Origin of the sequence: Nitrobacter winogradskyi, assembly GCF_006539545.1 — a bacterium.
GTDB lineage: Bacteria > Pseudomonadota > Alphaproteobacteria > Rhizobiales > Xanthobacteraceae > Nitrobacter > Nitrobacter winogradskyi_A.
In genome coordinates this window covers 12,616-38,154 of sequence record NZ_BJNF01000003.1, presented here as the reverse complement: position 1 = coordinate 38,154, position 25,539 = coordinate 12,616, and the positions used below count along the sequence as shown (strand labels likewise).

Here is a 25,539-nt window from a genome sequence, read left to right as displayed (position 1 = left end):
GGTGGCGACTGCCGCCGCGCAGGGGGCGTTCGATGCGCAGAACCAGTTTCTCAATACGATGACGGACCCGTTCGTGGCGGGAGCGCAAACCCCGTACTCACAATCATCGCAAGCGCTGGGCTATGCCGAAGCCCCTCGCCGCCGTGGGGACGCGCGTGACGCTTTCGCATCGCTTGAGCCGCCCCCTGCTTCGGGCTTCGAGCAGCGCTGGCGCGTCTTCGGCGCGGCCTATGGCGGCTCGACGCACATTTCCGGCAATAGCGTGGTGGGCAGCCATGATGTGAACAGTCAGGTCTATGGCGGCACGGGCGGAGCCACCTATGCGCTGTCGCCGTCCACCAACGTCGGTTTCGCGCTGAACGGCGGCGGCACGGCGTTCGGCCTTGCCAACGGGTTGGGTTCCGGCCGCAGCGACCTGTTCCAGGCCGGCGCGTTCGCGCAGCAGGCCATCGCGCGCAGCGGCTACCTCAACACCGCCCTCTCCTACGGCTGGCACGATGTCACCACCAATCGCACGGCGCCGATCACCGGCGAGCGATTGCGCGCCAACTACAGGGCCGGCGTGCTCGCGGGGCGGATCGAGGCGGGCTGGCGCATCGATACCCAACTCGCCGGAGTGATCCCGTATGCGGCCGCCCAAGCCGTCAGCTACCGGATGCCATCCTACTTTGAGCAGGGCGACGGCAGCCCGGCGAGCTTCGCACTCGGCTATGCGGCCCGCAACATCCTCGCAACGCGCAGCGAATTCGGCCTGCGGTTCGATCGCTCCACGGCGGTGAACGAGGCGCTGTTGACGTTCCGGGGCCGCGCGGCGTGGGCGCACTATTTCGACACCGCCCGCAATGTCGCGGCGACATTCCAGTCGCTGCCCGGCACCGGCTTCGTCGTCAACGGCGCAAGGATCGCCTCCGACGCCGCGCTCGTCACCGCCGGCGCCGAACTGGCCTGGAGCAACGGCCTCTCGCTCGCATCATCATTCGAGGGCGAATTTTCCAGCAACGTCGCGAGCTTCATCGGCAGGGGAACGCTCAGATACGCCTGGTAACTGTCCGGCCAGCGTTCCTCACCATCCGGCAGCCAGTTGATCACGATCTTTTTGGATCTCTAGGTCACGATCCCGAAAAGTGGAAGCCGGTTTTCGGAAAGGATCATAAGCGACGAGTCTGATTCAACGCAGTTGAAACAGACTCTAGAAAATTTTCCGGCAAACTGAATACCGGTTCGCGTGAAGAAAACGTGTCTGCCGCTCTGGCTGCCGGGTTTGCGCGCATAGTTCACAAGCGGTTAACGTCGCCATCACAACAGACCTGTGCCTGCGTGCTGATTCCAGCATGAGCCCATAGCGTTTTCAAGCGAAGCGAAACCGGCTCGCGTGAAGAAAATGCGTTCAATCAAGACCATAGAGCCGCGCTCCTTCTTTCAGAAGCGAAAGGGTCCAGGATCAGCGGCCGCATCCACGCATCGCGCATGGAGAGCCTGTCGGCATGCCTCCGCTACGAGGCCGGCTTAACCGTTTCTTGCAACAACCATGCAAGCATTGGCACTGCAGCAGCGCACTCGACACAAGAAATGTGGTCAGACCAATGCTTCATTCGATCTCCCAAAACTCCTTCGGACGTGTCATTTCCGTACGCGGGTCGCAGGCGCGCGTGGGTATTCTGAGGGCCGGCCGCATGTCGATGGCGGCGGCGCGCGCAACCGTGGGCCGGTTCGTCAGCCTGCGCAGCATGACATCCACCATCGTCGCGATGATCACGGAGGTCTCCTGCGAGCACCTGCCATCCTCGGATGAATTCATGGCAAGCGCCTCGGTCGATCTGCTCGGCGAAATCCTGGACAGCTCCGGTTCCCGCCCTCGTTTCCAGCGCGGCGTCACCAACTATCCGGCGATCGATGACCTTGCGGACCTGGTCACAAATCAAGAGCTGCGGACCATTTACGCGCCCAAAGGAGCGGATCAGATCGACGTCGGCACGCTGCAGCAGGATCCCTCCGTCACAGCGTTTATCGATATCGAGGAAATGCTCAGCAAGCACTTCGCCGTGCTCGGTTCGACCGGCGTCGGCAAGTCGAGCGGCGTTTCGCTGCTCATCAACGAAATCCTGCAATCGCGCCCTGATCTGCGCATTTTCCTGCTCGACGTGCACAATGAGTACGGCCGCTGTTTCGGTGATCGCGCCCTCGTGCTGAATCCGCGCAATCTGAAATTGCCGTTCTGGCTGTTCAACTTCGAGGAAATCGTTGACGTTCTGTTCGGAGGCCGTCCCGGCGTGCCGGAGGAACTCGATATTCTTGCGGAGGTGATCCCGATCGCGAAAGGAATCTACACGCAGTATCAGCACGCCGACCGAGTCAGCCTCAAACGTACGGACCCCAAGAGCGTCGGCTTCACGTCCGATACGCCGGTGCCCTACCGGCTGGTCGATATGATCTCGCTGATCGACGAGCGCATGGGCAGGCTTGAAAACCGCTCGTCGCGCATCGTCTACCACAAGCTGATCTCACGTATCGAAACCGTGCGCAACGATCCCCGCTACGCCTTCATGTTCGACAACGCCAACGTCGGCGGCGATACCATGGCAGAGGTTGTCAGCCTGTTGTTCCGCCTGCCCGCCAACGGCAGGCCGATGACGATCATGCAGCTTGCCGGCTTTCCCGCCGAGGTGGTCGACTCCGTGGTGTCGGTCCTCTGCCGCATGGCGTTCGACTTCGGTCTGTGGAGCGACGGCGTCTCTCCCCTGCTGTTCGTTTGCGAGGAAGCGCACCGCTATGCGTCCGCCGACCGAAGCATCGGCTTCGGCCCGACGCGCAAGGCGATCTCCCGCATCGCCAAGGAAGGCCGCAAGTACGGCGTTTATCTCGGCCTCGTCACGCAGCGCCCGGCCGAACTCGACGCCACCATCATTTCCCAGTGCAATACGCTGTTCACGATGCGCCTTGCCAACGACCGCGACCAGTCGCTGCTGCGTTCGGCGGTCTCGGATGCGGCCGCCAACCTGCTCTCCTTCGTGCCGTCGCTCGGAACCCGAGAGGTGCTGGCCTTCGGCGAGGGCGTCGCGCTTCCCACCCGGTTACGCTTCAAGGAAGTTCCGGCGCACCAGCTGCCGCGTAGCGAGGCCAAAATGTCCACGGTGCCGTCCTCCAGCCACGGACAGGACATGGTGTTCGTCGATGCCGTTCTGGAGCGCTGGCGTGGCGCGACCTCACATCGCGATGCGCCCCACACTCAGGCGCCCATGGAAAGACCGACGCTCAGCGTGCTGGACGCTCCGATGCTGCAACCGTCTCTTGGTCTCGATCCCGACCGCTTCACCCTATTGAAAAGACCGTTGCGATAGATCCGCTCCTGATCAAATCAGAGGCGAAACTCCGGGGCGAATACCGCATCAGGTTGAGGATCGGGCGCGACGTGATAGAGTATAGACAGGGCTTGGGACCGAGCGCCGATGAGAAAACAGCGGCCGAAGGAGACGGAGGAAGAGCACATTGTGCTCCAGTTCCGGCCGCGTGAGCGTGCAGAATCGCCGAAGCACCCCTCCTCGGAAAATGCCGCAGACAACCCCTCGCCGGACAGCGACGCCGATCCCGCTTCTCCGCCATCACCTCGCGCGGAATCCGACGACTTCCGCCACCGGATGCTGACAAACGCGGCCGCGATTGCCTTCACGATCGCATTGATCGCCATCGGGCTGTGGCTGGCCAGGAACATCATCGATCTGCGCGAGATTCAGGACTGCGCCCTGATGGGCCTTCGGGGTTGTACACATATCTCAACACCCCCACCCTAGACACGGCAGAACGAGGAAAGATACTGATTCGGCTACGGAATATGGCTTCACCGGGTGCCCGCCGCCATTGAACTCCGGACAGCGCTCGGATATATGGGCTCGGCATAACGGGACCGGACCTTGCGGGGACGCCGCCAGCGTCGTACGCCTATGCGGCACCTACTCTTCAATGTATCAAAGGCTTAGTGATGTCTTCCACATTCGATCGGGTCGCCACCATTATTGCGGAAACCTGCGACATCCCGCGCGATACGATTACGCCCGAGAGCCATGCCATTGATGATTTGGGAATCGACAGTCTGGATTTCCTCGATATTGCTTTTGCGATCGACAAGGCCTTCGGAATCAAGCTCCCGCTGGAGAAGTGGACCCAGGAAGTCAACGACGGCAAGGCCACCACCGAACAATACTTCGTCCTGAAAAACCTCAGCGCGCGCATCGACGAGTTGGTCGCCGCCAAGGACGCGTAATCACGCGGCCATGCATCTCGAATATTTCCATTTGATCGACCGCATCGCCGACCTCAGAACGGAACAGCGATCAATCACCGTCGAAGCGCAGGTCCCCCAGGAAAGCACGATCTTCGAGGGACATTTTCCGGGACATCCTCTGATGCCCGGCGTGCTTCTCATTGAGTCGATGGCGCAAGCCTCCGGCTGGCTGTTGATCGCCTTGACCAGGTTCGAGCGGATGCCCTTTCTGGCAGCCGTCAAGGAAGCCAAAATGAGGACTTTCGTTACACCCGGCGAATTGCTGACGATCGAAGCCGCCGTCGTTCACGAAGGCTCCGGTTTCACCATCACCGAAGCGAAAGTCAGCGTCGGCGGAAAGACGAAATGCAATGCGACGCTGACGTTCCGTCAGGTGCCTTTCCCCAACGACGACCTGCGCGGCCACATGGAGACCATGGCCAAGCGCATCGGGTTTCCACAACAGATGTTTGCTCATGGCTGAGACAGCATCACCCTCAGCGCCGATCGAAGCCTGGATCACCGGGATCGGACTTGCCACCTCGCTCGGTGAAGGCCTGGATGCTCATTGGGAAGCGCTCAGTCATCGGCGCGTCAACGCCGACGAAAAGAGCTTCGCACCCTACGTCGTTCACCCGCTGGCTCCGATCAACTTCGACGCCCAGATTCCAAAAAGGGGCGACCAGCGCCAGATGGAAGCCTGGCAGCGGATCGGAACATATGCGGCGGGACTGGCGCTCGATTCCGCCGGGGTCAAAGGCAATACGGATATCCTGTCGCGGATGGACATGATCGTCGCCGCCGGCGGCGGCGAGCGCGACCTCGTCGTCGATGCCGGGATTCTGAACGCGGAGACAAAGGGCAACGCCGCGCCGGGCTATCTCAACGAGCGGCTGATGAGCGACCTGCGGCCGACACTCTTCCTGGCGCAGTTGTCCAACCTGCTCGCAGGCAACATCGCCATCGTTCACGGCGTGACGGGTTCTTCGCGCACATTCATGGGCGAGGAGGCTTCCGGCGTCGACGCGGTGCGCATCGCGCTCGCGCGCATCGCCGCCGGTCAAAGCGACATCGCTTTGGTCGGCGCCGCCCATAATGGCGAACGCAAGGATTTGCTCCTGCTATACGAATTCGGGGACTTCAACCTGAAAGAGACGTACGCGCCGGTCTGGGCACGCGAGCACAACAGCGGCTTCGCGCTCGGATCCGGCGGCGCCTTTCTGGTGATTGAGTCTCGCGCCCATGCGGAGGCTCGTGGCGCGAAGCCGTTCGCGCGCCTGACCAACGTAGTCGCGGACCATGCGCGGCGAAAACGTTCCGGCGATATCACATCGACGCTGGAATCATTGTGGTCCAGGCTCGGCAACAGCGCGGAGAGAACCGCCATCGTCACGGGCGCCACCGGCGCAGAGCCCGCCACCTCGGAAGAACGCGCATTCCTTCGCGCCCATCCGGACATCCCGGTCCGCGCGACGGGAACGATGTTCGGTCACACCATGGAGGCGCAGTTTCCGCTTGGTTTGGCCGTTGCCGCGCTATCGCTGTCGCGAGGCGCGCTGTTCGCGTCCGCCGATACATCGGAACAGGCGATTGATATGACGACGCCTCCAGCCCGGATTGTCGTGATCGGCGCCGGACACTGGCGCGGCGAAGGCATGGCGCTGGTCGAAGCAATCAACTAACCGGACCTAGGGACTCGACGGGGGCACCATGACCGCAATGCGCGACAAATCCGGCCGGCCCGTCGTCGTGGTGACCGGCATGGGCGTCGTGACCTCGCTCGGCTCCGGCAAGACGGATAACTGGGCCAGGCTTTGCGCGGGAGAATCCGGCATCAGGACGATCACGCGGTTTCCAACCGAAGGCCTGAGAACCACGGTGGCCGGCACCGTCAATTTCATCCCGGTCGAGCCGTTCTCGTCGACCGATCTTTCGGAGCGCCTGGCCGATATCGCGACCGAGGAAGCCGTCGCGCAGGCGGGGATCGGGCGCGTCGGTGATTTTCCAGGCCCCTTGTTTCTCGCGGTCGCCCCGGTCGAGCTTGAATGGCCGCAGCGGCAGGAACTCGGCCGCGACATCGGCCCCGATGCCGACGTCGACTACGACCAGATGCTGCGGGTCAGCGGCGGCGGCAGATACAAGCAATATCATCGCCGTTTCCTGTTCGGCTCGGTTGCGGACCATCTCGCCGAAACCTTCGGCACCAAGGGTTCACCCATCTCGCTCTCGACGGCGTGCGCATCGGGGACAACCGCAATCCAGCTCGGCGTCGAAGCGATCCGCCGCGGCGAGGCCGATGCGGCGCTGTGCGTCGCGACCGACGGCTCGGTGAATCCCGAAGCGCTGATCAGGTTCTCGCTGCTGTCGGCGCTTTCAACCCAGAACAACCCTCCCCACGCCGCGGCGCGACCTTTCTCCAAGAACCGCGACGGCTTCGTGATGGCCGAAGGCGCGGGTGCGCTGGTGCTCGAAAGCTATGAGGCGGCGGCAGCGCGAGGCGCGAACATCCTCGGCATCGTGGCGGGGTGCGGCGAGCTTGCCGATTCCTTCCACCGCACGCGTTCAAGCCCCGACGGCAAACCGATCATCGGATGCGTCCGCAACGCGCTGGCGGACGCGGGTGTAACCACCGAGCAGATCGACTACATCAACGCGCACGGCACCGGCACTCCGGAAAACGACAAGATGGAGTATCTCGGCATCTCCAGCGTGTTCGGCGAGCGCGCCAGACAGATCCCGGTCTCGTCCAATAAATCGATGGTCGGACATACCCTCTCGGCGGCTGGAGCCGTCGAAGCGGTGTTCTCGCTATTGACGCTCGAGCATCAGCGCATTCCGCCGACCATCAACTATGATGTCCCGGATCCGGCGATCCCGTTCGATGTCGTTCCCAACACAGCCCGCGATGCGCGCGTCACCACGGTGATGTCGAACTCGTTCGGTTTCGGCGGCCAGAACGCGTCACTGATCCTGACGCGCGAACCGGTATAGCGGCCGGTGCAGCCGATGCTCGCACGGTGTGCTGACCCGCTGGCCCTTGCAGGATACAAGCCTGCCTTCGGCGGGATCGTCGTCCCCTGATGCGCCGCCTCCTGCTTCGAACCAGAGCCGGACTGCGCGATGCGGTCAAACCCGTCGGCGCAGCCGCCATCGGCGCATTGACGATCGCCCTGTTGCGCGCGACGCGCTGTTTCGATCCGGTCAAGACCGCGGATCTGTTCGGCCGCATCACGCGAAAGATCGGACCGATGCTGCGTGAACAGAAGATCGGTCGCGCGAACCTCACGGCCGCGTTTCCCGAAAAGCCGCCGGCTGAAATCGAGAAGATTCTGGCCGGGGTATGGGACAATCTGGGGTGTATCGGCGCGGAGTTCGCCCATCTCGATCACGTCTGGAACCATGATCCGAATCATCCCGAAGACGGTCGCATCGAAATCGGGGAACGCACGCGCGAGCTGTTTCACAAGCTGCGGCTGGATGGCAAGCCGGCGCTGATCTTCGCAAGCCATATCGGCAACTGGGAGCTGCCTGCGGTCGCCGCTGTCGCGCACGGGCTCGATGCGGCGATTCTGTATCGCCGGCCGAACATCGCATCGGCCGACCGCGCAATCAAACAGTTGCGCTCCGTCAATATGGGCACGCTGATCCCCGCTGGTCGCGATGCACCGCTCCGGTTGGCGCAAGCGCTGCAGAATGGCCAGCATGTCGCCATGCTGGTGGACCAGTATTTCACCAACGGCGTCGACGTCACATTCTTCGGACGCAAGACCAAGGCTAATCCGACGCTGGCGCGTCTTTTGCGGCAGATCGAATGTCCGATCCATGGCGTGCGGATCATCCGCCTGCCGGGCCATCGCTTCCGTGCCGAGCTGTCGGAAGAGATCACGCCGGCGCGGGATGCAAACGGCGAGATCGACGTGCAGGGAACGATGCAGATCATCACCTCGGTGATCGAAGGCTGGATCCGCGAATACCCCGATCAATGGCTGTGGCTGCACCGCCGCTGGCGTTAAGGCGTTTTCGAGCGAAGCGGGATCCGGTTCGCGTAAAGAAAGTTCTCCGTCCCGTCACCGTCCCGTCTTTATGCGCGTCCAGAGCCGGTTGATCGAACGTTGCGTCGCGAGATCGCGCGCAGTGATGATGAACAGCCGCTTCATCACGGCTTCATCCGGATAGATCGTCTTGTCATTGAAGGCTTTCGGATCGATCAGCTTCTGGCTGGCCAGATTACCGCTGGCATAGGACAGGAAGTCCGAATTCTTCGCCGCAACATCTGGCCGATAGAGATAATTGATCAACTCGTAGGCCTCATCGACATTCCTGGCATCCAGCAGAATGGCCAGATTGTCGAAGAACATCTGGGCGCCCTCTTTCGGAATCGCATAACCGATCTCGACACCGTTATGGCTCTCCGCCGCGCGGCTTTGGGCCTGCTTGATATCGCCGGACCAGCCGACGACAAGGCAGATCTCGCCGGTGGCAAGGCTGTTCAGATACTCCGAGGAATGAAACTTTCGGACATATGGCCTGATCTTGCCGACAAGAGCCGCTGCCTGTTCGAGATCGTTCTTTTCTGTCGAGTTCGGATCGAGGCCGAGAAAGTTGAGCGCGGCAGGCAGGATATCATCCGCGGAATCAAGCATCTGAACGCCGCAGTCCTTGAACTTCGCGAGCTTGTCCGGATCGAAGATGACATCCCAACTATCGATCCTGCCGTCGGATCCGAGAATGCGCTGCACCGCTTTGACATTATAGCCGATGCCGGTCGTACCCCACATATAGTTCACGGCATACTGATTGCCGGGATCATAGGTTGCGAGCCTCTCTGTCACCATGGGCCATGCGTTGGCCAAATTCGGCAACTTCGACTTGTCGAGTTTCCGAAAGATGTTCGCGCCGATCTGACGCTGCAGAAAATACGCCGTCGGCACCACGACATCGTAACCGGACTTGCCGGCAAGCAGCCGCGTTTCGAGCGTCTCGTTGGCGTCGAAAGTGCGTAGACCACCTTGATTCCGGTTTCCTCGGTAAAGGCCTCGAGCACGCCCGGCGCGATATAGCTCGACCAGTTGAAAAAATTGACCACCCGCTCGGCGGCATCGGCACGCGGCGACAAGACCGCGCCCGAACCAAGCGCCAGCGCAACGGGTACCCAGAGCCACAAGGACTGGTTCGGAATCATCGCCCGCACCTCCGCACGGCGTCGGATAGACGTTCCAGCGCGGTGTCGAGCGTGGCATCCTTCTTCGCGAAGCAGAAGCGCACGACCGAGGTGACCGCGTCCTTTTCGTAGAATGCTGAGACCGGGATCGCCGCGACCTTGTGGTCCACGACGATGCGCCTGCAGAACGCATGATCGGTTTCATTAAGCCCGAGCGGCGCGAGATCGACGGTCAGGAAATAGGTTCCTTGCGATGGCAGCACCGGAAACCCAATGTCTTCGAGGCCGCGGGTCAGGCGGTCGCGGCGTCGCGCCAGATCGCGACGCATCTCGAAAAAATAATCGTCCGGCTTTGCAAGGCCACAGGCGACCGCGGCCTGAAGATTGGGAGGTGTGGTGAAAGTAAGAAACTGATGCACCTTGGCGGTGACCCGCAATAGCGGCGGCGCGGCGCAGACAAAGCCGACCTTCCAGCCCGTCAGGGAGAATATCTTTCCCGCCGATCCGATCTTGATGGTGCGGTCACGCATACCGGGAACGGTGATCAGCGGAATATGCTCGCGGCCGTCGAAAACCACATGCTCCCAGACCTCGTCGCAGATCGCGACCGCATCGAACTCCTGGCAGAACCGCGCCAGCAATTCCAGTTCATCGCGCGCATAGACCACCGCGGCCGGATTCAGCGGATTGTTGAAAAGCACGGCCTTGGTCTTGGCGGTGAAGGCGTCGCGCAACGCATCTTCCGCCAGCCGCCAGTGCGGCGGCTCCAGCCGAACCAGACGCGGAACGCCGCCGGCCTGCCTGATGATCGGAAGATAGGAGTCGTAGAACGGCTGGAAGACGATGACCTCGTCGCCCGGCTCGACCGTGGCGAGAATAGCGCTGGTCAGCGCTTCCGTACCGCCGGAGGTAACCATCACCTCGCTCGCCGGATCGACCGAAAGACCGTGCCAGTGGCGGTAGTGAGCGGCGATCGCCTGCCGCAACTCCGGAATGCCCATCATCGATGGGTATTGATTGTAACCGTTGAGAACGGCGTCCGCGGCCGCGCGCCGGATATCCTCCGGGCCCGGATCATCGGGAAAGCCCTGCCCAAGATTGATGGCGTCGTGGTCGCGCGCAAGCTGCGACATGGTCTCGAAGATGGTCACCGGCAGATCAGCGAAGACCTTGTTCATCGAGAGCGTCAACTCTCAGCCGCCGGATCGTGTCGGCAACCCTGCCGCCTTCCATCCCAGAATTCCGCCGTCGAGATGCTTGTCGTAAGGCAGGCCGGAGGCCTGCGCCGCCAGCGACGCGCTCACCGAGCGCTTGCCCGAGCGGCACGCAAACACCACCTGTTTGCCCTGCGGATCGGGAATCGCCGTGAGGTCGAACGTCGACAGGGCGACAGCCACCGCGTCCGGAAAGGCCTCCGCCGCAATCTCGTTCGGCTCGCGAACGTCAACCAGCAGATAGCGTCCGTCGGTGATGCCTTTCGAGACATCCTCCGGCGTCAAATCGTGAACGACAAAATTCAGATTCGCCAACGTGACCTCCTCGCGCTTTTGCCTTCGGACGCTCGCACCCGGCGCGATGCCCGTCTCGCCGCTTCCCGCGCAAGGTCACCCCTTGCGACGATAAAATCAAGCACCGTCACGGTTCTATGACGGCTTGTCTAGAGCCTTTCCGCTTCTGATTGAATCAGAAGCGGGGCTCTATGATTTTGTTTTGACGCGTTTTCTTCACGCGAACAGGTCATCCACTTCGCTCGAAAACGCTCTAGATGATGACCTGCGTCCCGACCTCGACAACGCGCCCGGTCGGAATCTGAAAATAGTCGATCGCATCGTTGGCCGACCGGCTCAGCGCGATGAACAGCTTGTCCTGCCACGCAGGCATTCCCGACTGAGCGGACGCCTTCAACGACCGGCGGGAAACAAAAAACGAAGTCGACATAATATCGAACTGCCAGCCCAGCTTGCGCGCGATGGCCAGCGCCTTCGGAACATTCGGCGATTCCATGAATCCGAAGCGGAGGCTGACGGTCGAAAATTTTTCGCTGATGTTTTCCATACGCACGCGCTCAGCGGGACCGACCCGAGGCGTTTGCGCGGTTTCGATGGTCAGGATGACGTTGTGTTCGTGAAGAACCTTGTTGTGCTTCAGATTGTGCAGAAGCGCCGTGGGCACGAAATTGGGATCGCTGGTCAGGAACACCGCCGTGCCCTTGACGATATGCGGCGGCCGCTTCTCAAGGCTCTGAATGAGATCCAGAAGCGGCACCTCGGTGCGCCTGGTTTTCTTGATGAGGATCGCCACGCCGCGACGCCATGTCCATATCAGCACCACCATCGCGATGCCGAACAGAAGCGGCACCCAGGCCCCGTCAAACAGCTTGAGCAGATTGGCGCTGAAAAACATCATGTCCACAACGACAAGCGGAACGACCAAGGCGGCCGCAGCCGCCGGGTGCCAGTTCCACAGCTTCCAGACAACGACAAAGCCCATGATGCCGTCAGCGACCATCGTGGTGGAGACGGCGATTCCGTAGGCGGAAGCGAGGCCGCTGGAGGTGCGGAACAACAGCACCAGCAGCAGCACGCCGATCAGCAACAGCAGATTGACGCGCGGCAGGTAGATCTGACCGGCATGGGTCTCGGATGTGTAGCGCACCTCGAAACGCGGCAGCAGGCCAAGCTGCACTGCCTGCCGGATCAGCGAATAGGCCCCCGTGATGACCGCCTGGCTGGCGATCACGGTGGCTGCGGTCGCCAGAATGACCAGCGGCAGGATCAGCGGCGCGGGCGCCAGACGGTAAAAGGTGTTCTCGATGGCTTCAGGGTGGGCGAGGATCAGCGCCCCCTGTCCGAAATAGTTCAGCAGCAGCGACGGCAACACAAGACAGAACCAGGCCACCTGAATCGGCTTGCGGCCAAAGTGGCCGAGATCGGCGTACAGCGCCTCACCGCCCGTGACCGACAGAAACACCAGGCCCATGATGACGAGGCCGAGCAACCCGTGATTGAGCAGGAAGTGAATGGCGTACCAGGGATTCACCGCCAACAGCACCTGCGGATCCTCGTGAATATGCAGAACCCCGAGGACCGCGATCGTCACGAACCACAGCGCCATCACCGGAGCAAACGCCGAAGCGACCCGCGCGGTGCCCCTGCTCTGCACCGCGAACAGCATGATCAGGATCACCAGCGTCAGTGGAACGACATAATCCTGAAGCCCCGGCGCCGCGAGTTTCAATCCTTCGACGGCCGACAACACCGAGATCGCTGGCGTAATCATGGAATCGCCGATGAACATCGAGGCGCCGACCACGCCGAGCGCCAGCAGAAGCAGGCTTCGCCGCCCCAGCGCCCGCTGCCCGAGCGCCATCAGCGACAGCGTTCCGCCCTCCCCGTTATTGTCGGCCCGTAGCAGCAGGAGAACGTATTTCGCCGTCACGACGATAAAGAGCGACCAAAGGATCAGCGACAACACGCCGAGCACGATCGCGGGCGTCACCGCCCCCTCCTGCGCGGCGTGATCGACCGCCTCCCGGAACGCATACAAGGGCGAGGTTCCGATATCGCCAAAAACCACGCCGACGCTTCCGAGCGTCAACGCCAAAAAGCCGCTCGTCTTTGCCGAAGATTCGTCTTTGCCTTCGGCGGTGGGATCGCTGACGGCCATGGTGTCGTGCCAACGCTCTGATGATAAATTTGATCCGGGGCTATCGCGCACAAGCTCCTGCCCGTCAATCATCGAATACTATTGACAGCCCGCACCCGGCCTGCCCGGCTGGCCATCCAACTCCGGTATAAGAGTACAGTAGACGGTTACGGCTTCAAATTCGGCGGCAGCGGAGGCGCCTCTCGCATCAAGGTGATGGTCACGCGCCGGTTCGCCGCCAGTGACGGATCGTCGGGAAACAAAGGCATGCTGTCCGACTTGCCCGAGACCGCGAAGATATGACCAGCGGGCACCCCCTCCCGCTCAAGGATCTGGCGAACGACGTTGGCGCGGTCCGCCGACAGGTCGAAACCGTCATAGTCGCTGCGCATCGCAATGAAGTTCGAAGCGGTATGGCCGGTGATCGAGATCCGGAACGGCGTCGCCTTGAGCGGAGCCGCAAGCCGCCTGATCAACATCCGCGTCCGCTCATACGGTTCTTTTGACCCCTCCGCGAACATGGAGCGGCCGTCCTGGTCGACGATTTCCAGGTTGAGGCCCTCCCTGGTTTCCTCGAACATGATGTGCTTGGAAAGCTCTGTCAGTTCCGGCATGTCCTGCAGCGCCTGCCGCAGCGACGCGGACGCAAGCGCAAACTCGCGATCGGTCTTGAGGCGAGCGCCCGCGATCTTGAAACGCTCCTGTTCATCGGGGGTCGGGGTCGTGGAAGTTTCATCCGGCGGGACGTGCGCGGCGTTTTTCAGCTTGGGCCGCGTCGGCAGGCCGTCCGATTCGACGATACCGGAATATCGCACCTCGGTCTGGGAGCCGAAGGCATCGCGCATCGAGCCCGCAACGATCTTGAGCTTCTGATTATCCATCGTGGAGAACGCGACGAGCATCACAAAGAAGCTCATCATCAGGCCCATCAGATCCGCGAACGTGACAAACCAGCCGTGACCTCCGCCGTGCGCATCGCCTCGCTTCTTCTTGGCCATCGCTGGTTTCCCGAATCGACGTCAGGTCACGCCGGAACCGGCTCGCCTTCTTCGTGGCGGTGCTTTTCCGGCAGATAGGCCAACAGCATTTCCCGCACCAGCGCCGGACTCTTCGAATCCCGGATCATCAGGATGCCGTCAATGATCAGGGTGCGATTGGTCTCCTCGTCCAGCAGCTTGCCGTGGAGCTTGTCCGCGATCGGCAGGCAGAACAGGTTGGCGACGAGCGCGCCGTAAAGCGTCGCGAGCAGCGCCGTCGCCATGAACGGTCCGAGCTTGGAAGGATCGGTCATGTTGGCGAACATCTGCACCATGCCGATCAGGGTGCCGATCATGCCGAACGCCGGCGCGCAATCGCCGATGGCGCGGTAGATCTTGCTTCCCTCGTCGAGGTGCATGAGAAAGTTGTCGCGATCGCGCTCGAGATTATCGCGAATGAATTCGAGATCGTAGCCGTCCGCGACGAACCGAATTCCCTTGGCGAGGAACGGCTCGCTGGTTTCGACTTTCTCCAGGCCGACCGGTCCCTGCTTGCGGGAGATCTCGGCGATCCGCGCCAGTTCATCGACAAGATCGCGCGCTGACAGCCGGCTCATGGTGAAGGCGTATTTGGCGCCAAGCGGCAGGCCGTGCAAAATCGCGCCGAGCGGAAAGCGGATCATGGTCGCGGCGATCGAGCCGCCGAAAATGATGATCATGGCATGTTCGCTGACGAACATGTGCAGATCGCCGCCCATAAAGACCATCATGGCAATTACGATCATGCCGAAAGTAAGCCCGGCACCGGTCATGATATCCATGATGAACTCCACGCATACTCGACCGGCCATCCTGGACGGCGGCGCGACCGTTCTGAGTCACGCATCGTCACCCTAGCTTTCGCGCCATTAAAGACCGGTTACCGGGAAGGGTAACCGCTGCCAACGCGCCATAGCATTCCGCTTCTGATCGAATCGGTAAAGGACTTCAGGCTCTATGATCCTGATTTAACACGTTTTCTTTAGGCGAACCGAAATGCCGTGGCAGGTCATGCGCGAAGACGTACCTTGCCCGGAACGTCACATGCTGCTTCCGCACGGCTTAATGCGGACGGGAGGGCCGGTTGTCCTGCTTGCGCTGCCGGATCGGAACGGTCGGCGACCCGGCATCGGGAGATCGCGGCGAGGCCGGCGCGGCGGCTTCCGCCGATGCCGTCGCATCGGGGAATGTCTCCTGCACGGCGGCCTTAAGCTCCTGATCATGATAGGATTTCCAGCCGACCGGAAGGCTCAACAGAAAAATGATCGAGCCGAAGGAGAGGACGACCCAAGGGTAGCTGATCAGGAGCGCGATGACGAAGACCACCGACACGAAGACCGGCAGCACGAGTTCGGGCTGCACACGCATCCCAACCGTCTTGCCGGAGAAGACCGGCAGCCGCGAAACCATGAGGATGGCGATCAACAGCGTATAGAACGCCGTCAGTACCGCAGGGGGCTGCGGTATGCCCAGAAACGAAAGATAGATCGGCAACAGCACCGCGATCGCACCCGCCGGCGCGGGAACGCCGGTGAAGAAATTCGCGGCGAAAGCCGGCTTGTTCTCGTCGTTCATGGTCGCATTGAAGCGGGCGAGACGGAGGCCGCCGCTGATCGCGAATATCATCGCCGCGATCCAGCCCACATTGCTGAGGTCGTGCAACTGCCAGAAATAAAGGATGAGGCCGGGCGCAACGCCGAAATTGACGAAGTCCGCGAGACTGTCGAGTTCGGCGCCGAACTTTGACTGGCCCTTGATCATCCGGGCGACCCGCCCGTCGAGGCCGTCGAGCACGGCCGCGAATACGATGGCCGCCACCGCAAGCTCCATCCGCCCCTCGGTGGAGAGGCGTATCGCCGTCAGTCCCGCGCAGATCGCAAGCAGCGTGATGAAATTCGGCACCAGCATCCGCACCGGAATCGGACGAAACCGGCGGCGGCGCAACTCGGGCGTTTTGGGATCGTATGGCGTCGGCGCGTCTCCTACATTGGGCTTGCCGGGGCCACCATCATCTCGGCGTCCCCGACAAACCGGAGCGTTTAACTACTACGAAAAGTCCGCCCGTCTGTCTGCTGAAAATCAGCCAGCACCGTCTCGCCGGCGATCGCGGTCTGTCCCTCGGACACCAGCACCTGTGTCCCCTCCGGAAGGAAGACGTCGAGCCGCGAGCCGAACCGGATCAGCCCGAAGCGTTCGCCGGCCTCGACCGTCTGCCCGTCATGCACGAAGGTCACGATACGGCGCGCGATCAGTCCGGCGATCTGAACCACGCCAACCAGGCCATTGTTTGGCGTCGATATGACGAGCGCGTTACGCTCGTTGTCCTCGCTCGCCTTGTCGAGTTCGGCATTGATGAACTTGCCGGGGCGATAGACGATCCGTTCGATCCGCCCAGCGACCGGACTGCGATTGACGTGACAATTGAACACGCTCATGAAAATCGAAATACGCACCATCGGCAGCTCGCCAAGCTCGAGTTCGGCGGGCGGCACAACCGGTGCGATCATCGAGATCCGTCCGTCTGCAGGCGCGACGACAAGCCCCTCCCGGATTGGCGTCACACGGGCGGGATTGCGGAAGAACAGCGCGCACCAGATTGTCAGCAGCGTTCCGATCCAGCCCAGCGGGCTCCAGATCCAGAACAGGATGATGGTGGCCAATGCGAAGCCACCGACGAAGGGATACCCCTTCGGATGAATCGGCGAAATCTGCGCTCGCACGGATCTTGCGCCGGAGCGAACGGATTTCGCGATGGAGAGGAGAGTCTGTCGATCTATGGGCATGAGCACCTGATGATATGCGTATGAGCCTGAGGTGAAGGTGACTTATGAAAACACGACACGACCCTCGATCAGCACCGTATGAACTCAATGCCTGATTCGGGAGGGTCACTTTGGACCTATTCTACCCCGCCGCGCCGGTTGGCGCCACCAGGGGATCGTCCACAGGCGGAGGGGTGCGATTCGGGGCGCCCTCTTCATCGCCGATCAGCGCAAGTCTCTCCCGCGCCTCCTCGGCCTCTCGTTGCCTGTTCCACATGCTCGCGTAGAGGCCGCCCGCCGCCAGCAGCCCGGCATGTGTGCCCCGTTCGGCGATCCCGCCCTGATCGAGCACGATGATTTCGTCGGCACCGACAATGGTCGAGAGCCGGTGCGCGATCACCAGCGACGTCCGGTTGCGCGAGACCCGTTCGAGAGCCTCCTGAATTTCATGCTCGGTGTGACTGTCGAGCGCCGACGTCGCCTCGTCCAGTACGAGGATGGGGGGCGCCTTCAGCACGGTGCGCGCGATCGCCACGCGCTGCTTCTCGCCGCCGGACAATTTCAATCCGCGCTCGCCGACCTCCGTCTCATAACCTTTAGGCGACATCCTGATGAAGTCGTCGATCTGCGCCGTCCGGGCGGCCGCCTCGACCTCCTCGTCGGTGGCATCCCAACGGCCGTAACGGATGTTGTAGCGGATGGTATCGTTGAACAGCACGGTGTCCTGCGGCACCATCCCGATCGCCGCTCGCAACGACTCCTGCGTCACATCCCGGATATCCTGACCGTCGATCAGGATGCGGCCGCTGGAGACGTCATAAAGGCGGAACAGCAGCCGCGACAGCGTCGATTTTCCGGCTCCCGAAGGTCCGACGATGGCCACCGTCCTTCCCGCCGGCACATCGAACGTCAGGCCCTTGAGGATCGGGCGATCCGGATCGTAGGCAAACCGCACATCCTCAAACTTCACCGACCCGCTCTCAACGCGCAGCGGCTGCGCACCGGCGCGATCCTGCACCTCCGCGCGGCGGGTCAGTACGGAGAACATCTTTTCGATGTCGATGATCGCCTGCTTGATCTCGCGGTAGACCATGCCCATGAGATTGAGCGGCTGGTAGAGCTGGATCATCATGGCGTTGACCATGACGAAATCGCCGACGGTATGCGTCCCGTTCCGGACCCCGACCGCGCACATGATCATGACCGTGGTCAGGCCGGCGGTGTAGATCACGGCCTGCCCCGCATTCAGCACCGCCAGCGAGGTATAGGTCTGCACGCTTGCGGTCTCGAAGCGCTCCATCGAGCGGTCATAGCGATCCGCTTCACGCGTTTCGGCGCTGAAATACTTGACCGTCTCGTAGTTCAGAAGCGAATCGATCGCCTTGGTGTTGGCGTCGGAATCGGAGTCGTTCATCCGGCGGCGGATCTCGATACGCCACTGCGTCGCCTTGTAGGTGAAGGCCATGTAGACCATGACGGTCAACAGCGTCACCAGAACGTAGCGCCAGTCGAATTGCCAAAGCAGCACGGCGGTGAGCAGCCCGACCTCGACTGCCGTCGGAATGAGCTGAAGGATGACCAGCCGCACCATCTCTTCGATGCCGTTGCGGCCGCGCTCGAGCACGCGCGTCAACCCGCCGGTCTTGCGTTCGAGATGAAAACGCAGCGACAGCTCGTGCATGTGGACGAATGTCCGGTAAGCCAGCCTGCGCACCGCGTGCATCGCGACCTTGGCGAAGGTGCCGTCGCGCCATTGGGTCAGCAGCGCCATCAACACGCGGGCGGAGCCGTAGGCGAGCGTCATCGCGAGCGGCGATACGATCAGCCACATCGCCCAGTTGTCGGGCTGCACGGGCGCGCTTCCCGTGCCGCCCAGCGCATCGACCGCCCATTTGAACGTGAAGGGAACGACCAGGGTCGCGACCTTTGCCGCAAGCAACAGCACCAGCGACCATGCCACGCGCATCTTCAGGTCGGCGCGGTCTCCGGGCCACATATAGGGCCACAGATGCAGGAGCGCCTTGCCGAGGGTCGCGTTCCGGGTGGGGTCATCTGGGGGCTTTGCCGGCGCGGTTGCCTGAGGAAAAGCCGCGTCAGCCATCGAGCGCGCCCGAACCGAAAAGCGGCGGGGTCGGCCGCGTATGTCGTCTGATAAAGGTCATGGATCGGCTCTATATAGAGCGTTTAAGTGCCGCGTACACCCCAAGCCGGCGATTCCTTATCGCAGTCACGGCGCGGACCGCCGAAAGGGAAATTAACCCTGTCGTAACGACCGAGTCTTGACGCTGTGATTTTACGGTGCCACATCGATTCTCATGAACACCATCAGAACGGTCTGCGTCTATTGCGGCTCAGGCCCCGGTACAAATCCCCAATTCGTCGAAGCCGCCGTTGATTTCGGGAAAGCTCTTGCCCGGAACAACGTCGGGCTGGTCTATGGCGGCGGCTCGGTCGGTCTGATGGGCGCCATCGCGACCTCGACCCTCGATCACGGCGGCACCGTCACCGGCATCATCCCGGATTTCCTGACCGCGCGCGAACATGCGCTGTCGCGCGTTCAGGAGATGATCGTCACCCGCGACATGCACGAGCGCAAGCGCCTGATGTTCGAACGGTCGGACGCGTTCGTCGCCCTGCCGGGCGGGGTCGGCACGCTGGAGGAACTGGTCGAGCAGCTCACCTGGCAGCAACTCGGGCGGCACAGCAAGCCGATCATGCTGGCAAACATCGACGGCTTCTGGGAGCCCTTGCTTGCTTTGCTTGCTCACATGCGGAGCACCGCCTTCATCCGGCCAACGCTTGCGGTGAATGTCCTGCAGGCCAACCGCGTGGAGGATATCCTGCCGAAACTTCGCGCGGCGGCGACCGGCGTGCCGGACTCATCCAAACAGATGCCGGCCGACGTCGCCGACCGGCTGTGATCATGACGGCTATGGGACCGACCCTTCACGCCGGTGCGCCGGACTTCACCAGCTTGTAGAATACCGAATCCATCAGGGCCTGGAACGACGCATCGATGATATTGGGCGACACGCCGATCGTGGTCCAGCGCTCGCCTTCCTCGTCCTCGCTTTCGAGCAATACCCGCGTCACCGCGCCGGTGCCTCCGTTGAGGATACGCACGCGGTAGTCGATCAGCTTCAGCCCGTCGATGTATTTCTGGTACTTGCCGAGATCCTTGCGCAAGGCAAGATCGAGCGCGTTGACCGGACCGTTGCCTTCGGCGGCGGAAATCAGCGGCTGGCCATCGACCCTGACCTTCACCACCGCCATCGCGACGGTGACACGTCGGCCGTGGGAATTGTAGCGTTGCTCGACATTGACGTCATACTGCTCGACGTCGAAATACTCCGGCACGCGGCCGAGCGTGCGCCGCGCCAGCAGATCGAACGACGCGTTCGCGGATTCGTAGGCGTAACCCGCCGCCTCGCGTTCCTTCATCTCCTGAACCAGCCGCCCGAGCTTCAGATCGTTCCTGTCGAACGCGATGTTGGCGCGTTCGAGTTCGGCAAGCACATTTGAGCGGCCGGCCTGATCCGACACCAGCACCTTGCGGCGGTTGCCGACCGATTCCGGCGGAACATGCTCGTAGGTCGCGGGATCCTTGAGGATCGCGGAGGCATGGATGCCGGTCTTGGTGACGAACGCGCTTTCGCCGACATAGGGCGCGTGCCGGTTCGGCGCGCGGTTGAGCATGTTGTCGAGCGTGCGCGACACCTGCGTCAGGTCCGCAAGCCGATCCTCGGTCACGCCGATCTCGAAGATGTCGGCAAATTCCTTCTTCAGTTTCAGCGTCGGGATCAGGGAACAGAGATTGGCATTGCCGCAGCGTTCGCCGAGGCCGTTCAGGGTGCCCTGGATTTGCCGTACACCCGCGCGCACCGCAGCTAAAGAATTAGCGACCGCCTGCTCGGTGTCGTTATGGGCATGAATGCCCAGATGGTCGCCGGGGACGTGTTTCGCGGCCACGCGAACCGTCGCCTCGATCTCGTTCGGCATGGTGCCGCCGTTGGTGTCGCACAGCACAACCCACCGCGCGCCGGACTCGTACGCCGCCTTTGCACAGGCCAGCGCGAATGCCGGGTCTTCCCTATAGCCGTCGAAAAAATGCTCGCAATCCACCATGACCTCGCGGCCAACTGCTGCGGCCGCCTTCACGCTGTCGCGGATCGACGCAAGGTTTTCGTCGTTCGTGGTTCCGAGCGCGATCCTGACCTGATAGGCGGACGATTTGGCGACAAAGCAGATCGCATCCGCGTCGGCCTCGATCAGCGCGGCCAGTCCAGGATCATTGGAAGCCGATCGTCCGGGACGCCGCGTCATACCGAAGGCAGTGAAGCGCGCGTGGCGAAACACGGGCTTCCGCGAAAAAAACCCGGTATCGGTCGGATTGGCGCCGGGATAGCCGCCCTCGACATAGTCGACGCCGAGATCGTCCAGCATTTTCGCGATCGCCTGCTTGTCCTGCAAGGTGAAATCGACGCCGTTGGTTTGGGCACCGTCCCGCAGCGTAGTGTCGAACAGATAGAGGCGTTCGCGGCTCATGCCGCGCTACCCGCGGCCAGCGTCTTCTTCATCGTGGTGTTGGCCAGCCATTCATCGCCGATCGTCACCGAATTGCGTTGCATCGCGACGTAGCCACGCCTGGCGAAAAATCGCTCCGCCGTATCGCTGGCCTCAACGGTCAGGGCCGCGGCGCCCCGCGCGCCGGCAAGCTTTTCAAGCGCATCGCACAGCGCCGTCGCAACCCCGTGGTCCACCGCGCCCGGATGCACATAAAGCATGTCGATGTGATCGGTGCCTTTGAGCGAAGCAAAGCCGACCGGCGAACGCTGAAGCGTCGCCACCAGCGTCAACTGGCCTGCGAGCCGCGCGCCGAACTTATCCTCGTCGTCAGCGGCGGACGCCCACGCGATCTGCTGCGCCTCACTGTAATCGTCACCGGTCAGTTCCTCGATGCTGGCGACAAAGATCGCGGCCAGCACGGGAACATCAGTGGGCAGCATCGGCCGCAGCGCCGGCTTGGGAAGCGCCTGTCCCATCGCGTCAGAACACTCCGAACAAACGGGCAACCAGCGCCACTGCCGCGACGATCACCGCCCATTTGATCAAAATGTAATAGCGCCAGTGATTCGGAAAAGGCGTCTCCGGCTTGGTCATCGCGCGATCTCCCATGTCGTCACCGGCGTGCCGTCGACGTCCTTGCCGTCCTTCAGCACAACGCCCATGGCGGCGAGTTCGTCCCGGATGCGATCGGACTCCTTGAAGTCTTTTCGCGCACGGGCTTCGGCGCGAGCAACGACTCGCTTCCGAATTTCTACCTCACTTAAGGGAACAGCGACGATGCTAGGTGCAGGAACAGCAAGATTCATGAGTACGGTTGGTGCATTGATTTGCACGCCCTTCGGAATACGAAGTGGGCTATTTCGATCGCAACTAAACCCTAAAAAAAGCAGTCCGGATCGTAAGCAGTCTAAACGTTCTTGCTTTCGGAATGTATGGAGCGCAGCAAATAATTTCGCACCGTTCAAATCATCACAAAGCGGTTCCAACACCTCGTCCGGTACAGGATTCGAGGGTGGCACATGCTCAACGTCCCGATACCACCCATCGAGGATCCTAAAAGATTCAGTCAGGCGTTCCGCCGTCCAGTCGATCGGCTGCCGATAATGAGTTTGGAGCATACTGAAGCGGAGCGTTTCGCCCGACCAAGCGTAACCTCGCCATTTATCTAAAAGCTCATTGATCGTCACGAAGTTGCCGAGTGACTTCGACATCTTCTCGCCTTCGACCTGCAGGAAGCCGTTGTGCATCCAATAGTTCGCCATCGCGTGCGAGCCGTGGGCGCAACGCGATTGCGCGATCTCGTTCTCATGATGCGGGAAGATCAGGTCGAGGCCGCCGCCGTGGATGTCGAAGACCTCGCCGAGATAGGCCGTGCTCATCGCCGAACATTCGATGTGCCAGCCCGGCCGCCCCCTGCCCCACGGACTGTCCCAGCCCGGTTCGTTCTCAGATGATAACTTCCACAGCACGAAGTCAGCCGGATTTCTTTTATGCGCATCCACCGCGACCCGCGCGCCGGCCTTCTGCTCCTCCAGCCTGCGGCCCGACAGCGCGCCGTAGTCCGGCATCGACCGCACGTCGAACAGCACCTCACCGCCCGCCTCATAGGCATGGCCGCGCGCGATCAATTGGCTGATAAATGTCACCATGTCGGTCTTGCCGTCGGCGCGCGGCAACACGAACTCGGTGGCGCGCGGCTGGTGCGTCGGCGGCAGGCAGCCGAGCGCGGCGACATCGGCCTGAAACTGCGCGGCGGTCTTTTCGGTAACCTTGCGGATCGCCTCGTTCAGCGGAAGATCGGGGAAATCACGCGCCGCGCGGTCGTTGATCTTGTCATCGACGTCGGTGATGTTGCGGACGTAGGTGACGTGGTCGTCGCCGTAAAGATGCCGCAGCAGCCGGAACAGCACGTCGAATACGATGACCGGCCGCGCATTGCCGATATGGGCGAAGTCATAGACCGTCGGACCGCAGACATACATCCGCACGTTCGACGGATCGATCGGCGTGAAGACACGCTTCCGCCTGGTCAGGGTGTCGTAAAGGCGCAGTTCCATGGAATCCGTTCCGAGGTCGCTGCCGCTGGACAGCGGGATGCAAATCCGTTCCGCTCGCTGGCCGGACGCCCGGTGATCTCGTTGTGAGATAAAGACGGCCTCAGCCAGCGAATCGCTAGGCCGTAATCTCGCGGCAAATGCCGCAAATGGCGAGGAGACCGTTCATTCTGGTCACCATGGAGCAGCCGGAATATAGCGTCAAGCCCCGCCCCATAAACGCCTTATTTTGCCGTGAGATCGCCCGCATTCGTCGTGGTAACTCTGCCACGCTCCTTTTCCTTTCCGGCACGTCAATGCATATTTTTCCCGCAGCTCGGGTTTTTCCCGGCATTCTGGCAGGCACGGCTCTGTTCGCGGCCGCCGCGTGGGCGGACAGCCGCGTTTTCATCGTTGCCAACCAGGCTGACGGATACGGCATCGATCAATGCCTTGCCCAGGGTGAAAGCTGCGGCGCTCACGCCGCGCATTCCTACTGCCGATCCCGCGATTTTGCACAGGCCGTCGCTTACAAACGCGTCCGGCCTGACGAGATGACGGACTCGATTCCGGGATCCACGAACTCATGTCGGCACAGCGGCTGCAACGAATACGTCGCGATAACCTGTCAGCGCTGAATCCTTCGCAACGGGAGACCGGAGTTGCAGTGAGGGCTGCCACACTCGCGCCTTCGAAACGACGTGACGCTGCCGCGAGAAGCGGATATGACACGGCCACGCTGACGATGGCCATGAGCATAACGCAATCGGCCCGCACCATCAGCGTCTCACGGCGCAATCACGCCTTCCTGGATTGCGTCTAAAATCACTGCGATGGACGCATCTGTGTTCGGAACGATCCCTCTTCGTAAAGTCAATTTGCCGAATCGCTCAGGGATCGCTTTGATGGCGGATCATGCCTGACTCGTTGTTTGCCCGCACGATGCGAATTTTGGCTTGCGCCATCGGCATTGCGGGCGCGGCCGCCGATGCTCGAGCGCAGGGCGGCCCGCCAGGGACCAATCCGATTTGCCCTCGGCTCGAGGCGCAACTCGCAAGCATCGACCGCGGCGGCGGCGATCCGGCGCGCGCCGGACAGCTCCGGCGCTACGAGGAAGCGGCGGGCCGGCAACAGGCCGAACTCGAACGGGTCATCGCGCAGGCAAACCGCATGGGCTGCGACAGCTCAGGTTTCTTCCAGCTGTTCAACGCGCAATCGGCCCAATGCGGACCGATCACCCACCAGATCCAGCGCATGCGGACCAACCTTGAGCAGATCACCACCAGCCTGGAGCGGCTTAGAGCCGGCGGCGCCGGCCCCGACCGCGACAGTCAGCGCCGCTCCGTGCTGATCGCGCTGGCACAGAATAACTGCGGCCCGCAATATGCGGCTGCGGCGCGGAATCAGGGCTCCTTCTTCGACGATCTGTTCGGCAACCATTCCGAGAATCCGACGATCCTGCCGCCGGTTGATTCGGGCGCGCAATCCGGAACCTATCGGACCGTCTGCGTCCGTTCTTGCGACGGTTTTTACTTTCCGATCTCGTTCGCGACCGTTCCGAGCCGGTTTCCTGACGACGAGCGGACCTGCAAGAACCTTTGCCCCGCGACAGAAGCCGCGCTCTACGTGTATCGCAATCCCGGCGAGGACATGAATCAGGCGGTCTCGACCAGCGGACAGCCTTATTCCTCGTCGCCGAACGCATTTCGGTACCGTCAGGAATTCAATCCGTCATGCTCTTGCAAGGCGGCAGGCCAGACATGGGCCGAGGCGTTGAAGGGACTCGACGACAAGGCTACAGCCGCCCAGCAGGGTGACATCATCGTCACGGAAGACGGCGCCCGGAAGATGTCACAGCCGACCCGCGACAGAGATTCGCAGAAGAAGGATACGGCTGCGACAACCGATGCGCGCCAGAGTCCTCCCGCAGATGCGACCCCGACCGCCTCGACACCGTCGAACAAACCGATCCGTTCGGTGGGGCCCACGTTCATACCCACGCAGTAGAACGGGCTGGAGTTCCGGCTATAGCGTTTTCGAGCGAAGCATGTCCTCAGGCTTGACCCCGAGGATGGATACCGGTTCGCGTGAAAAAACG

At 61.9% G+C, this 25,539-nt stretch carries 22 protein-coding genes and 1 pseudogene; 11 read left to right on the top strand and 12 right to left on the bottom strand.

From position 1 onward, the window contains the following. The 8 genes from NWI01_RS01435 to NWI01_RS01400 all read left to right on the top strand — a co-directional run. Positions 1-1,045, top strand: a 1,045-nt coding sequence (locus NWI01_RS01435) for an autotransporter outer membrane beta-barrel domain-containing protein (RefSeq protein ID WP_141382001.1), incomplete at its 5' end; no start/stop codon positions are given. Between the two features lie 538 nt (positions 1,046-1,583). Next, positions 1,584-3,338 (top strand): ATP-binding protein, encoded by a 1,755-nt coding sequence (locus NWI01_RS01430; protein WP_141381999.1) that lies wholly within the window; start codon positions 1,584-1,586, stop codon positions 3,336-3,338. Positions 3,339-3,446: 108 nt separating this feature from the next. After that, on the top strand, positions 3,447-3,788 hold the full coding sequence (locus NWI01_RS01425) for a hypothetical protein (RefSeq protein WP_141381997.1): 342 nt from the start codon (positions 3,447-3,449) through the stop codon (positions 3,786-3,788). A 188-nt stretch (positions 3,789-3,976) separates the two neighbouring features. Then, the gene (locus NWI01_RS01420; protein WP_009797418.1) at positions 3,977-4,258 is read left to right on the top strand and encodes an acyl carrier protein; all 282 of its coding nucleotides are present in this window, start codon (positions 3,977-3,979) and stop codon (positions 4,256-4,258) included. Positions 4,259-4,268: 10 nt separating this feature from the next. Then, complete coding sequence (locus NWI01_RS01415) at positions 4,269-4,742, top strand: 3-hydroxyacyl-ACP dehydratase FabZ family protein (protein WP_141381995.1); 474 nt, start codon at positions 4,269-4,271, stop codon at positions 4,740-4,742. Beyond that, positions 4,735-5,940 carry a beta-ketoacyl-ACP synthase gene (locus NWI01_RS01410; protein WP_141381993.1) on the top strand — a complete coding sequence of 402 codons (1,206 nt, stop codon included), beginning with the start codon at positions 4,735-4,737 and terminating at the stop codon, positions 5,938-5,940. The genes NWI01_RS01415 and NWI01_RS01410 overlap by 8 nt, the downstream gene beginning before the upstream one ends. A 28-nt stretch (positions 5,941-5,968) precedes the next feature. After that, positions 5,969-7,249, top strand: a complete 1,281-nt coding sequence (locus NWI01_RS01405) for a beta-ketoacyl-ACP synthase (protein ID WP_141381991.1) — start codon at positions 5,969-5,971, stop codon at positions 7,247-7,249. Between the two features lie 89 nt (positions 7,250-7,338). After that, positions 7,339-8,271, top strand: a complete 933-nt coding sequence (locus tag NWI01_RS01400; RefSeq protein WP_141381989.1) for a lipid A biosynthesis lauroyl acyltransferase — start codon at positions 7,339-7,341, stop codon at positions 8,269-8,271. 54 nt (positions 8,272-8,325) lie between these two features. Here the strand turns inward: NWI01_RS01400 and NWI01_RS01395 are convergent. The 9 genes and pseudogenes from NWI01_RS01395 to NWI01_RS01355 all read right to left on the bottom strand — a co-directional run bounded on the left by NWI01_RS01395 (position 8,326) and on the right by NWI01_RS01355 (position 18,943). Next, positions 8,326-9,440, bottom strand: a pseudogene (locus NWI01_RS01395) (polyamine ABC transporter substrate-binding protein). Then, positions 9,437-10,597, bottom strand: coding sequence for an aminotransferase (locus tag NWI01_RS01390; protein WP_141381988.1), 1,161 nt, complete (start codon positions 10,595-10,597; stop codon positions 9,437-9,439). Before NWI01_RS01390 ends, NWI01_RS01395 begins: the two are co-directional and overlap by 4 nt. 15 nt (positions 10,598-10,612) lie before the next feature. Next, complete coding sequence (locus NWI01_RS01385) at positions 10,613-10,948, bottom strand: rhodanese-like domain-containing protein (protein ID WP_181410327.1); 336 nt, start codon at positions 10,946-10,948, stop codon at positions 10,613-10,615. A 232-nt stretch (positions 10,949-11,180) separates the two neighbouring features. Then, on the bottom strand, positions 11,181-13,085 hold the full coding sequence (locus NWI01_RS01380) for a potassium transporter Kup (RefSeq protein ID WP_141381986.1): 1,905 nt from the start codon (positions 13,083-13,085) through the stop codon (positions 11,181-11,183). 146 nt (positions 13,086-13,231) lie between these two features. Continuing rightward, on the bottom strand, positions 13,232-14,062 hold the full coding sequence (locus NWI01_RS01375; RefSeq protein ID WP_141381985.1) for an OmpA/MotB family protein: 831 nt from the start codon (positions 14,060-14,062) through the stop codon (positions 13,232-13,234). A gap of 26 nt (positions 14,063-14,088) precedes the next feature. Then, positions 14,089-14,862: a motility protein A gene (locus NWI01_RS01370; RefSeq protein WP_141381983.1), complete on the bottom strand. Its 774-nt coding sequence runs from the start codon at positions 14,860-14,862 to the stop codon at positions 14,089-14,091. A gap of 280 nt (positions 14,863-15,142) precedes the next feature. Then, complete coding sequence (pssA, locus tag NWI01_RS01365; RefSeq protein ID WP_141381981.1) at positions 15,143-16,024, bottom strand: CDP-diacylglycerol--serine O-phosphatidyltransferase; 882 nt, start codon at positions 16,022-16,024, stop codon at positions 15,143-15,145. A 95-nt stretch (positions 16,025-16,119) separates the two neighbouring features. Then, positions 16,120-16,863, bottom strand: a complete 744-nt coding sequence (locus NWI01_RS01360) for a phosphatidylserine decarboxylase (protein WP_141381980.1) — start codon at positions 16,861-16,863, stop codon at positions 16,120-16,122. Positions 16,864-16,984: 121 nt separating this feature from the next. Further along, on the bottom strand, positions 16,985-18,943 hold the full coding sequence (locus NWI01_RS01355) for an ABCB family ABC transporter ATP-binding protein/permease (RefSeq protein ID WP_141381978.1): 1,959 nt from the start codon (positions 18,941-18,943) through the stop codon (positions 16,985-16,987). A 214-nt stretch (positions 18,944-19,157) separates the two neighbouring features. Between NWI01_RS01355 and NWI01_RS01350 the strand changes: the two genes are divergently transcribed. Further along, positions 19,158-19,763 (top strand): LOG family protein, encoded by a 606-nt coding sequence (locus NWI01_RS01350; RefSeq protein ID WP_011314523.1) that lies wholly within the window; start codon positions 19,158-19,160, stop codon positions 19,761-19,763. A gap of 25 nt (positions 19,764-19,788) precedes the next feature. On the opposite strand, the gene cimA is transcribed toward NWI01_RS01350, so the two are convergent. From cimA to cysS, 3 genes are all read right to left on the bottom strand, one after another. Next, a complete protein-coding gene (gene cimA, locus NWI01_RS01345) occupies positions 19,789-21,387 on the bottom strand; it encodes a citramalate synthase (RefSeq protein ID WP_141381977.1) in 1,599 nt (532 codons plus the stop codon). Further along, positions 21,384-21,884: a GNAT family N-acetyltransferase gene (locus NWI01_RS01340; RefSeq protein ID WP_141381975.1), complete on the bottom strand. Its 501-nt coding sequence runs from the start codon at positions 21,882-21,884 to the stop codon at positions 21,384-21,386. The genes cimA and NWI01_RS01340 overlap by 4 nt, the downstream gene beginning before the upstream one ends. A gap of 114 nt (positions 21,885-21,998) precedes the next feature. Next, the gene (cysS, locus tag NWI01_RS01335; protein ID WP_141381974.1) at positions 21,999-23,465 is read right to left on the bottom strand and encodes a cysteine--tRNA ligase; all 1,467 of its coding nucleotides are present in this window, start codon (positions 23,463-23,465) and stop codon (positions 21,999-22,001) included. 293 nt (positions 23,466-23,758) lie between these two features. Between cysS and NWI01_RS01330 the strand changes: the two genes are divergently transcribed. Further along, complete coding sequence (locus NWI01_RS01330) at positions 23,759-24,079, top strand: hypothetical protein (RefSeq protein ID WP_141382004.1); 321 nt, start codon at positions 23,759-23,761, stop codon at positions 24,077-24,079. Between the two features lie 277 nt (positions 24,080-24,356). Then, on the top strand, positions 24,357-25,448 hold the full coding sequence (locus tag NWI01_RS01325; RefSeq protein WP_141381972.1) for a DUF2865 domain-containing protein: 1,092 nt from the start codon (positions 24,357-24,359) through the stop codon (positions 25,446-25,448). The last annotated feature ends 91 nt before the right edge of the window (positions 25,449-25,539 follow it).

Coding starts and splice junctions, on each gene's coding strand:
- NWI01_RS01430 (WP_141381999.1), top strand. CDS start 1,584: ATGCTTCATTCGATCTCCCAAAACTCCTTCGGACGTGTCATTTCCGTA.
- NWI01_RS01425 (WP_141381997.1), top strand. CDS start 3,447: ATGAGAAAACAGCGGCCGAAGGAGACGGAGGAAGAGCACATTGTGCTC.
- NWI01_RS01420 (WP_009797418.1), top strand. CDS start 3,977: ATGTCTTCCACATTCGATCGGGTCGCCACCATTATTGCGGAAACCTGC.
- NWI01_RS01415 (WP_141381995.1), top strand. CDS start 4,269: ATGCATCTCGAATATTTCCATTTGATCGACCGCATCGCCGACCTCAGA.
- NWI01_RS01410 (WP_141381993.1), top strand. CDS start 4,735: ATGGCTGAGACAGCATCACCCTCAGCGCCGATCGAAGCCTGGATCACC.
- NWI01_RS01405 (WP_141381991.1), top strand. CDS start 5,969: ATGACCGCAATGCGCGACAAATCCGGCCGGCCCGTCGTCGTGGTGACC.
- NWI01_RS01400 (WP_141381989.1), top strand. CDS start 7,339: ATGCGCCGCCTCCTGCTTCGAACCAGAGCCGGACTGCGCGATGCGGTC.
- NWI01_RS01390 (WP_141381988.1), bottom strand. CDS start 10,597: ATGAACAAGGTCTTCGCTGATCTGCCGGTGACCATCTTCGAGACCATG.
- NWI01_RS01380 (WP_141381986.1), bottom strand. CDS start 13,085: ATGGCCGTCAGCGATCCCACCGCCGAAGGCAAAGACGAATCTTCGGCA.
- NWI01_RS01375 (WP_141381985.1), bottom strand. CDS start 14,062: ATGGCCAAGAAGAAGCGAGGCGATGCGCACGGCGGAGGTCACGGCTGG.
- NWI01_RS01370 (WP_141381983.1), bottom strand. CDS start 14,862: ATGGATATCATGACCGGTGCCGGGCTTACTTTCGGCATGATCGTAATT.
- NWI01_RS01360 (WP_141381980.1), bottom strand. CDS start 16,863: ATGCCCATAGATCGACAGACTCTCCTCTCCATCGCGAAATCCGTTCGC.
- NWI01_RS01355 (WP_141381978.1), bottom strand. CDS start 18,943: ATGGCTGACGCGGCTTTTCCTCAGGCAACCGCGCCGGCAAAGCCCCCA.
- NWI01_RS01350 (WP_011314523.1), top strand. CDS start 19,158: ATGAACACCATCAGAACGGTCTGCGTCTATTGCGGCTCAGGCCCCGGT.
- cimA (WP_141381977.1), bottom strand. CDS start 21,387: ATGAGCCGCGAACGCCTCTATCTGTTCGACACTACGCTGCGGGACGGT.
- NWI01_RS01340 (WP_141381975.1), bottom strand. CDS start 21,884: ATGGGACAGGCGCTTCCCAAGCCGGCGCTGCGGCCGATGCTGCCCACT.
- cysS (WP_141381974.1), bottom strand. CDS start 23,465: ATGGAACTGCGCCTTTACGACACCCTGACCAGGCGGAAGCGTGTCTTC.
- NWI01_RS01330 (WP_141382004.1), top strand. CDS start 23,759: ATGCATATTTTTCCCGCAGCTCGGGTTTTTCCCGGCATTCTGGCAGGC.
- NWI01_RS01325 (WP_141381972.1), top strand. CDS start 24,357: ATGCCTGACTCGTTGTTTGCCCGCACGATGCGAATTTTGGCTTGCGCC.